At 35.6% G+C, this 15513-nt stretch carries 9 protein-coding genes and 1 pseudogene; 1 reads left to right on the top strand and 9 read right to left on the bottom strand.

The window, feature by feature from the left end; all coding sequences use genetic code 11:
* Positions 1 to 83: 83 nt before the first annotated feature.
* From ACIQ0M_RS14020 to ACIQ0M_RS14005, 4 genes are all read right to left on the bottom strand, one after another.
* Complete coding sequence (locus ACIQ0M_RS14020; protein ID WP_396153313.1) at positions 84 to 278, bottom strand: hypothetical protein; 195 nt, start codon at positions 276 to 278, stop codon at positions 84 to 86.
* Between the two features lie 417 nt (positions 279 to 695).
* Positions 696 to 1142, bottom strand: coding sequence for a hypothetical protein (locus ACIQ0M_RS14015; RefSeq protein WP_396153311.1), 447 nt, complete (start codon positions 1140 to 1142; stop codon positions 696 to 698).
* A 190-nt stretch (positions 1143 to 1332) separates the two neighbouring features.
* Positions 1333 to 3738 (bottom strand): thiamine pyrophosphate-dependent enzyme, encoded by a 2406-nt coding sequence (locus tag ACIQ0M_RS14010; RefSeq protein ID WP_396153310.1) that lies wholly within the window; start codon positions 3736 to 3738, stop codon positions 1333 to 1335.
* A gap of 187 nt (positions 3739 to 3925) precedes the next feature.
* Entirely contained in the window at positions 3926 to 6757 is a 2832-nt protein-coding gene (locus ACIQ0M_RS14005) for an aminopeptidase (protein WP_396153308.1), read from the bottom strand.
* 124 nt (positions 6758 to 6881) lie between these two features.
* Between ACIQ0M_RS14005 and ACIQ0M_RS14000 the strand changes: the two genes are divergently transcribed.
* Positions 6882 to 8843 carry an endonuclease gene (locus ACIQ0M_RS14000; RefSeq protein WP_396153306.1) on the top strand — a complete coding sequence of 654 codons (1962 nt, stop codon included), beginning with the start codon at positions 6882 to 6884 and terminating at the stop codon, positions 8841 to 8843.
* Positions 8844 to 8904: 61 nt separating this feature from the next.
* Here the strand turns inward: ACIQ0M_RS14000 and pheT are convergent, their stop codons facing one another.
* From pheT to ACIQ0M_RS13975, 5 genes and pseudogenes are all read right to left on the bottom strand, one after another.
* A complete protein-coding gene (pheT, locus tag ACIQ0M_RS13995; protein ID WP_396153305.1) occupies positions 8905 to 11325 on the bottom strand; it encodes a phenylalanine--tRNA ligase subunit beta in 2421 nt (806 codons plus the stop codon).
* Between the two features lie 118 nt (positions 11326 to 11443).
* The gene (locus ACIQ0M_RS13990; RefSeq protein WP_396153303.1) at positions 11444 to 11971 is read right to left on the bottom strand and encodes a hypothetical protein; all 528 of its coding nucleotides are present in this window, start codon (positions 11969 to 11971) and stop codon (positions 11444 to 11446) included.
* 168 nt (positions 11972 to 12139) lie between these two features.
* The gene (locus ACIQ0M_RS13985; RefSeq protein WP_396153301.1) at positions 12140 to 13003 is read right to left on the bottom strand and encodes a bestrophin family protein; all 864 of its coding nucleotides are present in this window, start codon (positions 13001 to 13003) and stop codon (positions 12140 to 12142) included.
* A 107-nt stretch (positions 13004 to 13110) separates the two neighbouring features.
* Complete coding sequence (recG, locus tag ACIQ0M_RS13980; RefSeq protein ID WP_396153299.1) at positions 13111 to 15216, bottom strand: ATP-dependent DNA helicase RecG; 2106 nt, start codon at positions 15214 to 15216, stop codon at positions 13111 to 13113.
* A 187-nt stretch (positions 15217 to 15403) separates the two neighbouring features.
* Positions 15404 to 15513, bottom strand: a pseudogene (locus ACIQ0M_RS13975) (IS982 family transposase); the annotation flags it as partial.

Below are 15513 nucleotides of genomic sequence, written 5' to 3'. Positions count from 1 at the left end.
AAAGTAATTTTAGGTGAAAAATCGGGGTGGTCAATTTGAACCGAAATTGGGTGGTCACTTTCAACCGAAATCAGGTGGTCACTTTAAATCGGAATTGGGTGGTCAATTTGACCGGAATTTGCAATACAGTCATTTTGTCGTTTTGTAAATTCTGCACTTAATAATGGAAAATAATATTCATCTGTTGAGTTCGGCTTATATCGTAAATCAGCATTGAACACAGCACAACTTGTCATTGTTAAAATTAGTCCTATGTTGATTATTAGTTGTCGTTTCATAAAATTGGTGCTAACTAGTAAATATACTCAAGTATATACAACTTTTATCAAATATAAAATAAACCTTCTAAAGTAAATCATACTACTAAAAAAAGTTAGGCTTAACCGTAAAAACAAAAAAACCACCTGAAAGCGGTTTTAATGTAGTATTAATTTTAGTACAACCCTGGATATTCTTTTGGGTTTAATTAAGTATTATGGTAGATACCTTTTTGTGGATTTGCTTCTCATAGGGTTTACTAGTAAATTTCTATTTTTTTGGGGTACTGGGAGAGGTGGTTGGGCGGCTAACGGTTAGGGGCGTTGGTTATTCATTAAAGTTAATAAATAAACATTAGCCATTCAAGGATGCGGTAGTTCTTCCAAAGTAAAAATTACTTAAAAGTGAACTATAGCCGGTTTTGGCAACTAGCTTTTTTATTCAGTCTGAATATCACCTTCGCTAGGATTTACAATAACAAATCCATATTCAACATCATCAGGGACATTATATTTTTCCCAATATTCTCTACCAATACCAGCTAATTCACCTTTTTTGTCATCGACTTCAAGTCCATTATCTCCGAAATAAATTTTAGGTCCAATGTCAAACAAAATTGAATCTGTATCTACAAATTCAATTATTCTCTCTTCATTCGGTTTTAAGGTAAATTTGTCTTTAATATTCACAGTTTTGTCAGTTTCATTCCGAAAAAATATTTTATATAATGCTCCAGTCTTTTTGTATTCTGCCGGGATTATAAATGTTTCATCTCCTTTGTCAATGATTTCATTTCCGTGTTTATCTTTAAATCGATTATCATTTTTACAACCAAATAAAAATGATAAAATTCCCAAGGTTAGTATTATACTTTTTAGTTTCATTTTTTCAGAATGTTCATTCTTTAACGTGCAGTTTTTAAGCTTGTTGACAAATATTAAATATACTCAAGTTTATACAACTTTTATCAAATATAAAATAAATCATCCAAAGTAAATCACTCTACTAAAAAAAGTTAGGCTTAACCGTAAAAAAAAAAAACCGCCTGAAAGCGGTTTAAATGTGGAATTAATTTTAGTACAATCCCGGATATTCTTTAGGATTCACTTCATGCATCATGGCATAAACTTTTTCGTAAATGTCTTCGGCAGAAGGTTTACTGAAGTAATCTCCATCCGTTCCATACGCCGGACGATGCGGTTGAGCCGCTAGTGTTTGCGGTTTACTATCTAAATAATCGTAGCCATTTTGCACATCTAATACTTGTTGCAAGATAAAGGCAGAAGCTCCTCCGGGAACGTCTTCATCTACCACTAAAAGGCGGTTGGTTTGGGCTAAACTTTTATTAATGTCATGGTTGATATCAAAAGGTAGAAGTGATTGTATATCAATGATTTCACAATCGATACCTACTTCCAATAATTCTTTTGCAGCTTGTTCTACTAAACGCAAGGTTGAACCGTAAGAAACGATGGTCATATCGGTTCCTTTTTTGATGGTTTCCACTACACCAATTGGCGTTTTGAACGTTCCTAAATTGGTTGGCATTTTTTCTTTTAAACGATACCCGTTCAAACATTCAACCAGTAGAGCCGGTTCGTCGGTTTCCAATAATGTATTATAAAATCCGGCAGCTTTGGTCATGTTTCGTGGTACCAATACGTGAATACCACGCACGGCATTGATGATCATGCCCATTGGTGAACCGGAATGCCAAACGCCTTCTAAACGGTGGCCACGCGTACGAATAATCAATGGTGCTTTTTGACGGCCTTTGGTGCGGTATTGTAAGGTAGCCAAATCATCACTCATGATTTGAATGGCATACAGCAAATAATCTAAATATTGAATTTCGGCGATAGGACGGAGGCCACGCATGGCCATTCCGATTCCTTGTCCTAAAATGGTGGCTTCACGAATACCGGCATCGGCTACACGTAACTCGCCGTATTTCTCTTGCATACCTTCTAAACCTTGGTTTACATCGCCAATGTTTCCGGAGTCTTCTCCGAAAACCAAGACTTCAGGATATTTGCTGAAAATGGCATCAAAGTTATCACGAAGGACCAAACGAGCATCTACTTCCTCGGCTGTGTTATCATAGGTGGGCACTACTTCTTGCACCGCAGTAACCTGTTGAGCCGATTCAGAAAACAAATGCGAACTGAATTTCGGTTGAATTGTATTGATATAGTTTTTAATCCACGTTGCCAATTGCGGTTGACTTTTTTCACCCACAATCATCCGAAGCACCTTTCGAGCAACAGTAATAATATCTTTGCGTATCGGTTCTTTAATTTCTTTTAAATCGTTAGCGAATTTTTGGATAAAAACCCGGTTTACACTGGTAGAGGCAATGCTCTCTAACAAAGCAACTAATTCGTTTTGTTCTTTTTTGAATGGCTCAACAAACGCAGTCCAAGCGGCTTTTTTGCCTTCTACTACTTCTTTTTTGGTAACATTGTCAATTTCATCCATTTCCTCAGCCGTTGCAATGTTATTCGCAATCATCCACAAACGCATTTGAGCCAAACAATCAAATTCGGCTTCCCAGGCTAAGCGTTCGGCATTTTTGTAGCGTTCATGACTTCCGGACGTGGAGTGACCTTGTGGTTGAGTAAGTTCGTTCACATGAATCAACACCGGAACGTGCTCTTCACGGGCAATTTGTGCTGCACGTTGGTAGGTTCCCACCAAAGCGGCGTAATCCCAACCCAACACGTTCATGATTTCGAACCCTTTGTTGTCTTCATCGCGTTGAAAACCTTTCAGGATTTCAGAGATATTTTCTTTGGTAGTCTGATGACGAGCATGCACGGAAATTCCGTATTCATCATCCCAAACGCTCATGACCATCGGCACTTGTAAAACCCCGGCAGCGTTAATGGTTTCAAAAAACAGCCCTTCAGAGGTACTCGCATTTCCAATGGTTCCCCACGCAATTTCGTTTCCGTTTTCGGAGAATTTATTCTTTTTCGGTAAAACCGATACGTTTCTGTAGATTTTAGAAGCTTGAGCCAATCCTAACAAACGCGGCATTTGTCCGGCGGTAGGAGAGATGTCGGCACTTGAATTTTTTTGTTTGGTTAAATCGTTCCAGTTTCCATTTTCGTCAAGCGAATGTGTTGCAAAGTGACCGCCCATTTGACGACCGGCACTCATTGGATCGTGTTCCAAATCGGTATGACCATATAATCCGGCAAAAAACTGTTGAATTGTTAACTGACCAATGGCCATCATAAACGTTTGATCACGGTAATAACCCGAACGGAAATCACCATTTTGAAACGCTTTTGCCATGGCCAATTGCGGCACTTCTTTCCCATCACCAAAAATACCGAATTTTGCTTTTCCGGTGAGTACTTCACGTCGCCCTAAAAGCGAACATTCTCTACTGGTAATGGCAATTTTATAGTCGTTTAAAACTTCTGTTCGGAAATCCTCAAACGTCATAGCTTGTTTGGTTTCTGGTGCTGTCATAAGTCAATAAAAATTCTTGTATTGAACAAATTTAAGTAAAAAGTTGGAAAAACAATACAATCACCATAAAAATAATTTTATGGTATTGATAAAAAACACCTAGATTACTTGTTTTAAATTGTGTATTTTATCGAAAACAAACTGTATTTATGAATAAAATGTAATTTATTATGCATTTATTCGTGGATTAAAACCATTTTCGGGTAAATAAACTTACCAACACATTCGGACTTAAGGTTACCATAAATCGGATGCGTTCACCGTAGTTGCTCTTTCCGACTTCCCAACCGTTGGAAGAGTAAACCGGGAAATAAAGTTCAAAATAATCGGTCACAAGATTGAGCCGTACACCACTGTCGTACACAAACTTGGCTGATTCATTTTCGTTTTTCAAAGCACCAATGTCGCCGTAGACTTCCACCCAATTCCAAATATTAATGCTCGAATTAAACGTGGTTATCCATTGGTTGGCATAAGGTGTGTCTAACTTTGCTTTAAATGCTCCTTCTGCCACAATGTACTGTTGGCTGAACAGACCGGTGGTTTCCGAGCGACCATATAAACCATAATCAAATAAGTAATCGGTGGGTCGGTCAAGAGCAAAACTAAAGAAGTCTGAGTTGGTTTTTCGGTATAAAAATGAACCGGCATAAAAACGAAGATTGACTTGTCGATTACTTTCAAATAGTTTTCGGTATTCCAATTCAACGGCTGCTTTTCCAAAGGAATTAGCGAGTTGCAAATCGGTTCTAAAAGCAAAATGGTTTTTTATTTCGGTTTTCACATTAAAATACCTCGCATTGAAAATGGAGTAGTTTTCATTTCTTCCTTCCAGTGACACAAAAGGCGATTCTTCCCGTTCCACAATCACTTGTCGAATCATCAATGTTTCTTTTCGATTGTCACGGTAGTTATCCGGACGTTTGAAGAACTGTATCATCGGATTAAAACGAATGTAACTGGCATCCTGAGCATAGTCGAAGAATTGTCCGGAAAATTGATAGCGAATCAAGTAAATATTACTGTCTCTACGAAATTGGTTTCCTATCAAACGAAAGTTTCCAATCATTTTTTGTGTGAGGGTCGAGTAGGCGGGATTTACATCAAAAAGAAAGGGTTTATCTAAAAATGTTTTATTGTGAAAACGCATTCCCGGCATCAATCCATTATAGAGATTATACTCCAGCGTGGGCACATATAAAATTTGATTGTGATACGGGTCTTCTAAATCTTTCAGAAAATTGAACTTAATCGGACGGTCATTGAATGAATAATTTTTGAGGGATTTCCAGTTATTTCGCAAGTTATATTCCGGCACTTCGTTTTCATAATTCAATACAATGCGGTCGGCATCTTTTCGACTCATTGTGATTGTGGTGTCGGTTTTAATGTTTTCCAACCATTCTTTGAATACGATTTCACCTTTTTTCAAACCAAAAATCGGAATGGGCACCACTACACCGGTTTTATTTCGAACGGTAAAGGCAATGCTGTCATTTGTTTTAGAAACCTCTGTAAATTTATAGTCGATGATGTCTCTGGAATTAATAATGGTCTCAAAAAACCAATCAATGTTGTTGGGGCAGTTTTGTCTCAGTATTTTTTCGAAATCTTTTGATGTAGTTTGTTGGTTTTTATTTAGTTCAATAAACGATTGAATGCTTTTGGTAGCCAAGTTGTTCCCGCAATAGTCATCAAGGTATTTTAAGCTCAAGCCGGCACGGTATTTTCCGGCAATTTGTTCGTTGAATTTGAGCAAAGTGTTTTTAGGATTTCCGATGGGTTGATCCAAGTTTTTTCTGGCCATGAGCATGTAATAATAACTGTATTGCTCATTAAAATCCAAATCAAATAAGTTAAATCCTTTTAAAATTTTGAGTTTAGAAATATTACCCATCATTTTCATGTCGGGATAATATTCATCAATGTACTTCATCATAATGTGCACTTGGATGGCATCATATATCCAATTGTCATCACGAGCGTTCAATTTTAAATTGCTCTTTAAATATTTATAAACATAAGTTTTTAAGAATTTAATTTCATACAAAAAGTTGTCAGGATAAGGACTGATGAAAGCGGGAAGTTGGTTCAAACCATAGAATGGATTTCGCTCATAATCAGCCTGTGAAACAATGATAGTTGAATTAGTAGTTGAGCCAATGTTTTCATCTGTAAATTTTACAACTTTATCAATGATAACCGCTTTTTGAATATCATCAAGACGATTGTCTTTCAAGTTTGTATATACATCGGCAATGTCATTTTTATAGCGATTGAAGGTGATTTGTTGTTCGGTATGGATACAAAAATCCATTCTGTTTTTACCTTCCAACGTATAAATTGTATGCTTTCCTTGATTATCTGTTGAAACTACATTTAAATCCGTAAAAAGTCTCTGGTTTTGTGGGGTTTTAAAAGTGATTTGATAATCAGCAGGAGCATTGGTTATATCATCCACATTAAAATTACTGTTCTTGTAAAAGGTATTATTTTCAAATCGAGCAGGTGTTAAAAACCAGTCTTTGAGATGAAAGCCACCCTCACTCGTATAACCAAATTTAGTGAATTTATCACTAGGGATTTTAACTCGATAGGTAAGGTTAAATTTAATCTCTTGATTGGGAGCCAATTTTTCTTGTAGCGAAACTTCAATCAAATCAGGATGCCTTTCGGGTCGACACCAATCCAAAAAAGACTTATTCTCATCAATGATGGTGATGGCAGAGGTATTGCCTCTTTCGTAGTCTTTGGCTAAGTGAAAACTACGCACAAATTCATCCGAAAATCGTTTTGCCAGCGGCGTGTTTTTTGCTGAAAAAGCATTATTCCAATCATTCAGAATAATTTTGCTCAAACTGTCTGTTCCGGTATTGTGAAAAACAATTTCCTGCAAAACAGTCAACGATTTTTGTTCGGGAAGCAATTCCACATAAATCGAATTAGTGTTTTGGGCAAAAGAATATTTTCCACCCAATAGCAATGCGAGAAAAAAGATAATTTTTACAAAGGAATACAATGGCAATTTTTTAGGTTGAAAGATATTAAATTATTTACATCAAAATGTTATTAAAATGTTTAAATTGTTAAAAAAACCGTGTCTTAGGCTTTAATTTAGTAAATTTGCTAAAACTAAAATTCCTATGACAAAAAGAGTACTTCTTTGGGTCTGTTTTTTATTGCCGTTTTGTTTTAATGCACAAGTGGTCATTAATGAAGTAGATGCCGACACCCCTGGTCTGGATGTTCTTGAAATAGTAGAACTAAAATCTGAAACACCTTACTTTTCACTATACGGATACATTTTAGTTTTTTTTAATGGAAGTACCGCTGGTACAGGAACGTTAAGTTATAACACCATTGATTTAAGTGGTTTAGTTACTGACGGAAACGGAATTGTATTGTTAGGAAATTCACAAGTTAATCCTGCTCCTTCAAGGCTTTTCCCCCAAAATACAGTGCAAAACGGACCGGATGCCATTGCCATTTACCAAGATGTAATCGATACATTTCCGATAGACACACCCGCCACCACCACAAATTTAGTGGATGCCATAATTTATGGAAATAGTGCCACGCAAGCTACTGCTTTGCAATCAGCTTTAAATGTTTTTGTACAAACCAATGAAAATGTCAATGGGTTAGCCGCTTCACAATCGATTCAACGCAAAAATGACGGTACGTATGAGGTGAAAACCCCTACACCACGTGCAAATAATGATGGAACCGGTATTATATACAATGGGATAGCGGTAATTACTTCTACCACTTTATTGAATGAAGGTGAAAGTGTGACAATTTCTTTTGAAACGGATACACCGGTTGCAGAAACAGTGAATTTCACCTTAAACTTAAACAACGGAACATTTTCGTCCGAAGATTATTCGGGTACAATTTCCATTTCTATTCCGATTGGGACTTCCTCTGCCTCCACGCAAATTCAAATTGTAAATGACGGTATTAACGATGGAGACGAAGAAATGTCGATTGTTGTAGAGACTTTGCAGGAAGGCTATATCACATTAAATAATAATGTAAAAGTTCGTGTTTTAGACGTAAATTTTCAAGTAGTGGATTGGGGAACGCCTTTAACACCAACCTACGGAAATGTTACAAGTTCAGCACCGGCAGGCTATTATGCTTCTTTGGAAGGACTTTCAGGAAATGCTTTGAAACAAGCCATTCAAGACATTATTGCCAATCCGGAGGTAGTGCGAGCCCATTCCTATGGCGATGTGGTTGAAATTTTAAACACTGCTGATCAAAATCCGGCTAATAATAACCAAGTTTGGTTGATGTATGTGGAGCGTCCGCAAACAAAAATTGATTACCAAACCGGAGCAAGTATTGTAGGTTTTTGGAATCGTGAACATATTTTTCCGCAATCACGCGGCGGTTTCTCGGGAGGTACTTCCTCGTTTTCGGATGGAATAGACATTTGGTTGCCTACCAGTGCCAATGATATTTTGGCAGGTCATTCGGATGCTCACCACATTCGTTCCGAAGACGGTCAAGAAAACAGTTCCAGAGGCAATCGCGATTATGGAAGTGATTATAACGGTCCTTCAGGAAATATAGGAACCTGGAAAGGTGATGTAGCCCGTTCTTTATTTTATATGGCCGTTCGTTACAATGGTTTGACTTTAGTGAATGGAAATCCTTCGGACAATATTGTGGGGCAAATGGGCGACTTAGCTTCATTGTTAGAGTGGAATGAAACGGATCCTTCGGATGATTTTGAAATGAATCGCAATAATTATATCTACACTTGGCAATTGAATCGAAATCCGTTTATTGATTATCCGGAATTAGTCAACTATGTTTTTGGTGATAATTTTGGTGACCAGTGGTTTGCTCCGCTTAGTTTAGGTGAAAATAATTTTAGCCAGGTGAAAGTATATCCCATTCCGGCAAGAGATGAAATCACGATTAGTGGTATTGATCATGAAGCCGATGTTACAATTTTTTCTTTAGAAGGCGTTCAGGTTTATCAAACTAAAATTAATGGGTTTACTCAATTAAATTTGAATTTAGCCTCAGGAATGTATTTGATGAACATTGAATCGGATAATCAAAAATTGACCAAGAAAATTATCATAAAATAAAAAAAACGAATCCAATAAACGGATTCGTTTTTTTTGAATACTATAAAACTTGACTGTTTTATTATCGTAAAGTTGCTCCAACTTCTTTTTCAAAATTCTGCTGAAGCTTATTCATTATTTTATCAATTTGTTCATCCGTTAAGGTTTTGGTTGTGTCTTGAATAACAAAACTCAAAGCATACGATTTCTTGCCTTCCGGAAGATTTTTTCCTTCATACACATCAAAAAGATGAATATCTTTCAACAAAACTTTCTCTGTTTGACGAGCTATAGAATACAATTTGTCAAAGGTTACGTTTTGGTCTAATAACAATGACAAATCTCTTCGAACCTCAGGATATTTTGGAATATCTTGAAATTTAATTTTATTAGAAATCATTTTCAAAATCAAATTCCAATTAAAATCGGCATAAAAAACCTCTTGTTTGATATCGAAATATTTCAATATTGATTTTTTAACTGTACCAAATTCAACCAAAATATCATTTCCAATTGCAATCGCTATTCCTTCATTAAAGACATCACTTGAAACTGGAACAGTCTGCGTCTTGCCAAATGAAAGGCGTGTCAAAATGGACTGAACATACCCTTTAAACATGAAAAAATCACTCGGCTTTTGTGGTGTTGTCCAAATTTCACCTTGACGATTACCGGTTACAAATAAAGAAAGGTGCTTGTTTTCTTCATAACCGGATGGCATTTTGTGGTAGCTTTTACCAAATTCAAATAATTTTAAATCTGCATTTCTGCGATTAATATTATACGAAACTGCCTCTAAACCTGAAAATAAAAGTGATTGACGCATCGCCGATAAATCACTGCTCAACGGATTCAGCATCATCACATTAAATTCTTCTTTTAAATCTTCCGATAATTTCACATAGTCAGGAGTAGTAAGCGAATTGGCCATCATTTCGTGAAAACCTACTGAATTTAATTGTGAAGCGATAATATTCTGCACCTTGTAATCTTCAGTTCTTCCTGAATTGGAAACGGTGGCATTCAATTTTTTTGAAAACTGAATATTATTGTAACCGTAAACACGAAGAATTTCTTCAATTACATCAATTTCTCGTTGCACATCTACACGATACGCAGGAATGGTTAGGCCCAAACCGGCATCGGAAACACTATTTACTTTAATATCTAAAGAAACCAAAATCTTTTTGATGATTTCTTTTGGAATTTCCTGACCGATAATTTTATTTACTTTGTTAAAGTTCAATAAAACCGTGAAATCTTCAATTTTCTTTTGATAAATATCGACGATATCTGAGGTAATTTCCCCACCGGCAATTTCTTTAATTAAAATGGCCGCTCTTTTCAAAGCGTATTCTGTAATGGTTGGATCAATTCCGCGTTCAAATCGGAAGGAAGCATCGGTGCTTAAACCATGTCTTTTGGCTGTTTTACGGATTGAAACCGGATTAAAATAAGCACTTTCTAAAAAGATATTTGCTGTATTTTCAGTAACGCCTGAATTTTTCCCACCAAAAACACCGGCAATACAAAGAGGACCTTTTTCATCACAAATCATCAAATCTTCTTCGTGCAAAATTCGTTCTACATCATCTAAGGTTTTGAATTTTGTTCCACTTTCAGCGGTTTTTACGATAATTTTTCCGTTGATTTTGTTCGCATCAAAGGCATGAAGCGGTTGTCCCAATTCATGCAATACATAATTAGTAGCATCAACAATATTGTTTTTTGGAGAAAGACCAATGGCTTTTAAACGATGTTGCAACCAATCCGGCGAAGGTTTTACCGTAATTCCGGAAATGGTAACACCACAATAACGAGGGGCTAATTTGATATCTTTTACTTCCACATCAATTTTTAACGTTCTTTTATCTACGCGAAAACTGGTAACAGAAGGTGTAATTAATTCCGGATGAACATTTTTCTGAACTAAACCGGCACGCAAATCACGAGCAACACCTAAGTGTGACATAGCATCGGCACGGTTTGGCGTTAAACCGATTTCAAAAACTTCATCGTTTTCAATGTTCATTACTTTCGAAAAAGGTGTACCCGCTTTTAAAGAAGCATCTAAAATCATAATTCCGTCATGATTTTCGCCTAAACCTAATTCATCTTCGGCACAGATCATTCCGTGACTTTCTTGTCCGCGAATTTTTCCTTTTTTTATTTGAAATTCGTTACCGTCTTTATCAAATAAATTGGTTCCAATGGTTGCCACAGGCACTTTTTGACCTACTGCCACATTAGGAGCACCGCATACAATTTGAACCGGATTGCCATCACCTAAATCGACTGTTGTGATTTTAAGTCTATCAGCATCAGGATGTTGAATACAAGTTTTTACTTCGCCAACCACGATGCCTTCTAAACCTCCTTTGACGGATTGATATTTTTCTACAACTTCTACTTCTAAACCTAAATCGGTTAGCAAAGCAGCAGTTTCTTCAGAAGAGGAATCTAATTTAATGAATTGTTTGAGCCAATTGTATGAGATACGCATTTTGATGAGCTTTTAAAGGTGGCAAAGATAATCAATGAATTACTTTTTGCATAATTTTAAAATTAAAAAAGGTCACTTTAAAGAGTGACCTTTTATAAACTTATTTTAATTTCATATTTTAATTAATACAATAGAGGAAATAGGGTAATTTTTCACTGCCGGGTAATACTTGGGAAACGGCGTGTGCTGATTGAATAATGTCAGAATTTGTATTTGTAAATTTGAAACTTGATGAAACATAAATACAACCATTTTTATCAAAATTCAATTCTTTTTTTTCGATTCTAAAGATGTTTTCGGTCTGTTGTGTGGTGGTTTTGAAATTGTATGTTGGAATTGTTTCAATATCATCAACACTTTTTCGAATTTTAGAAAACGTTCCGAAATAGAAATCAGTTTCAGAAATTGAAATTTTAGTATTTGATTTACAAATCATATAAATGGTAGTTTCATCATGATAAATAGACAATTCACCAATCGTTTTAGATTGATCATCAACGATTTCATAATTTACTTCTGATTTTAAAGCAATATCTTTTTTGGAGGAAAGTAGTGAAAGATTTGTTTGTTCTTCATTAAAAGAATCATCCTTACTACAATTAAGTGTCAAAAATGCAGTGAAAATTACTAATGTAATTTTTTTCATGTTGGTTAAGTTTTATTGTTAGACTTGGGATCTATTCAACTAAATGCCGGACAAGCTTTTAATTGATGGTGCTAAGCTAAGTGCAAGTATTGATTTACAAAAATAAAATCGTTTAAAAACACTTTTTTCACGTTAACTAACTCAAAAAAAGCATTTTTATTGTCTTTTTTAGAGGATTTCTTCGATGTGTTTTTTGATATTCGAAGCAATTTTTTCAATTGGTAGGTCGTTTGCATCAAACCCAAATGGGTCTTCAATTTCTTCGGCAATGAGCTCCAAACTTGCTAAAACATAAAAAATAAAAATGACAACCGGAATGGAATAAAATCCTAAACTGAAAACATAACCGAATGGTAAAGTCATGACATAGAAAAAGATAAACTTTTTGATAAAAGCACTATACGAATAAGGAATAGGGGTGTTTTTGATGCGTTCACAAGCTCCACAAATATCTGTAAACGACATAATTTCGTTATTCAAAATAATCAACTGATCACCGGTAATTTTCTTTTGGTCATACAAATCATTTATTTTTTGAAAAAGCATTTTGGCCAACTGATTAGGTTTGTGTTTATGATGGTCAATTTCTAAATCTTCATCTTCATACAGTTGTTTACTGGTTTCCACATTGGTTAAATGTTTTACTAAAATAGAAGCATAACCGGGAATTAGTTTTCTAAAATAGGCTCTGTCATTTTCTTCATGTAACATCACACGAAGTTTTATAGCTAAGTTTCGACTGTTGTTGACCAATGCTCCCCATAATTTTCGTGCTTCCCACCAGCGATCATAAGCAGTGTTAGTCCTAAATACAAGCAATAATGAAATTACAAAACCCAACATGCTGTGCATAATTGTGATGTTACTCAAGTGACTTTGTTCGGATAATTTCCAATGTACAATCTCTATATAGCCCACAGCATACGTATACAATCCGATAAAAATCATCATCGGAATTAATTGTCGAAATGTATCGGATTTGTGAAATCTGAAAATAAAAGTAATCCAGTCTTTGGGGTTGTATTGAACCATTTTTGTATTTAGTAATTAGTGATTAGTTCAGAATTAGCCATAAATGTACACTTTTTTCTCAACCTGAAACCTGAAACTTGAAACCTGAAACTTTAAAACATAAACCTCTAACTAATATAATTCCAAATATTCTTCTTCTTACTCATTTCCATAAAAACCATTCGCAATGTTTGGTGTTCCGGCAAGGTCATTGAAGCGTCTTTTTTTAAGAGTTTAATGGCTTCGTGACGAGCGAGTTGCAAAATACCTCGGTCACGAACTAAATCGGCTATTTGTAAATTCAGCACACCACTTTGTTGTGTTCCCATGATATCGCCCGGTCCACGAAGTTTTAAATCGACTTCGGCAATTTCAAAACCGTCGTTGGTGCGACACATGGTTTCTAAACGAATTTTGGAATCGTCACTCAATTTGTGGCTCGTCATTAAAATACAATAACTTTGTTCGGCACCACGACCTACACGACCACGAAGTTGGTGCAATTGCGATAAGCCAAACCGTTCCGCACTTTCAATCACCATTACACTGGCATTGGGAACGTTTACACCGACTTCAATGACTGTAGTGGCGACCATAATATTGGTTTTTCCGGCAGCAAAACGTCGCATTTCTTCTTCTTTGTCGGCTGCTTTCATTTGTCCGTGAACGATGGAAGCGCTGTAATGCGGCAATGGAAAATCCCTTGAAATACTTTCATAACCATCCATCAAATCTTTGTAATCCAATTTTTCACTTTCATTAATCAATGGATAAACAATATATATTTGTCGACCTTTTGCTATTTCATCTTTCAAAAATTTCCAAACTTTCAATCGGTTTGAATCATAACGATGCACGGTTTGAATGGGTTTTCGTCCAGGAGGTAATTCATCAATCACAGAAATATCTAAATCACCATATAAACTCATGGCTAAAGTTCGTGGAATTGGAGTAGCCGTCATTACTAAAACGTGTGGCGGAATTGCATTTTTCTTCCACAATTTCGATCGTTGTTCTACACCAAAACGATGCTGCTCATCAATAATAGCCAACCCTAAATTGTGGAATTGCACTTTATCTTCCAATAAAGCATGTGTTCCAATAATAATATGCAATTCACCATTCTCTAAAGCTTCATGAATGATTTTTCGTTCGGAAGTTTTAGTTGAACCGGTGAGTAGTTTAATTTTGATATTCAAATCCTTAGCTAATTCAGTCAATCCATTAAAATGTTGTGTGGCTAAAATTTCCGTAGGAGCCATTAAACAGCTTTGAAAACCATTATCTAACGCCATAAGCATACACATTAAAGCCACAATCGTTTTTCCGGAACCCACATCGCCTTGTAATAATCGGTTCATTTGAGCATTGCTGCCTAAGTCATTTCTTATTTCTTTCAACACTCGTTTTTGAGCATTCGTCAATTCAAACGGCAAATGATTTTGATAGAAATCATTGAAATAGTCCCCCACTTTTTCAAAGGGATGGCCTTTGATTTTATGTTTTCGAATGAGGTTTTTGGTAATTAATTGCAATTGAATAAAAAACAATTCTTCAAACTTTAATCGAAATTGAGCTTTTGCCAATAATTCCTGACTCTTTGGAAAATGAATATTAAACAAGGCAGCATTTTTGGGAATCAATTTTAATTCATCCAACAAATAGGAGGGAAGTGTTTCAGTAAAACGAGCTTGCGTTTCCACAAACAATTGCTGCATCATTTTGTTAATGGTGCGATTGGAAATGCCTTTTTGCGTCAATTTTTCAGTAGAAGGATAAACCGGTTGCATAGCAGAACGCAGACTTTGTTTATGTTCTTCCAATAATTCCAATTCCGGATGAGCCATATTAAATAGGTTTGAAAAAGAAGCAACTTTACCAAAAGCAACATAAACGGCATTGAGTTTTAAACTTTCACGAATCCATTTCTGACCTTGAAACCAGACCAATTCCATTTCTCCGGTGTCATCTACAAACGTAGCGACTAATCGACCTCGTCCTTTTTTTTGTTCAACGGTTTTGATATGGATGATTTTTCCAACGATTTGGACTTCGGTATTTCCGGCTTGTAATTCATTGATTTTATAATACCGCGTTCGGTCGATGTACCGATTGGGAAACAACGTCAACAAATCGCCATACCGATGAATGCTGAGTTCTTTCCTGAGCATTTCGCCACGGGAAGGACCAACACCTTTGAGGTATTCGATAGGAGTTTGTAATATATCGTTCATTTTTAAAAATCAATGGCAATATCAATATCAATATCAATGTCATTTCAAAGCGAAGATAGTTTTTTGTGGTGGATTTTGAAAGATGTAATAGTTTCAATTATCAATACTTGAAATCCGTAGTTTTAATTCTACACAAAAAGGAGAGAATTGTTTATAATTTTACATAAAAATAACCCGTTGGGTGTAATTAAATGATTTGATTTTTAATGTTATTAATTGGTCTGTCAAAGATAAATTTATTGATAAATTGAACTAAAGTTAGAGATGTTATTTTTGCTAATATTCTTGTTTTAAACC

The organism is Flavobacterium sp., assembly GCF_044339515.1.
Classification (GTDB): Bacteria; Bacteroidota; Bacteroidia; order Flavobacteriales; family Flavobacteriaceae; genus Flavobacterium.
The sequence above is the reverse complement of the archived record's forward strand: the minus strand, read 5'-3'. Positions and strand labels throughout refer to the sequence as shown.

Bases quoted from the DNA above. Each gene is read 5' to 3' on its own strand.
- pheT (WP_396153305.1), bottom strand. From the start codon at position 11,325: ATGCGTATCTCATACAATTGGCTCAAACAATTCATTAAATTAGATTCC.
- ACIQ0M_RS13985 (WP_396153301.1), bottom strand. From the start codon at position 13,003: ATGGTTCAATACAACCCCAAAGACTGGATTACTTTTATTTTCAGATTT.
- ACIQ0M_RS14020 (WP_396153313.1), bottom strand. From the start codon at position 278: ATGAAACGACAACTAATAATCAACATAGGACTAATTTTAACAATGACA.
- ACIQ0M_RS14000 (WP_396153306.1), top strand. From the start codon at position 6,882: ATGACAAAAAGAGTACTTCTTTGGGTCTGTTTTTTATTGCCGTTTTGT.
- ACIQ0M_RS13990 (WP_396153303.1), bottom strand. From the start codon at position 11,971: ATGAAAAAAATTACATTAGTAATTTTCACTGCATTTTTGACACTTAAT.
- recG (WP_396153299.1), bottom strand. From the start codon at position 15,216: ATGAACGATATATTACAAACTCCTATCGAATACCTCAAAGGTGTTGGT.
- ACIQ0M_RS14010 (WP_396153310.1), bottom strand. From the start codon at position 3,738: ATGACAGCACCAGAAACCAAACAAGCTATGACGTTTGAGGATTTCCGA.
- ACIQ0M_RS14015 (WP_396153311.1), bottom strand. From the start codon at position 1,142: ATGAAACTAAAAAGTATAATACTAACCTTGGGAATTTTATCATTTTTA.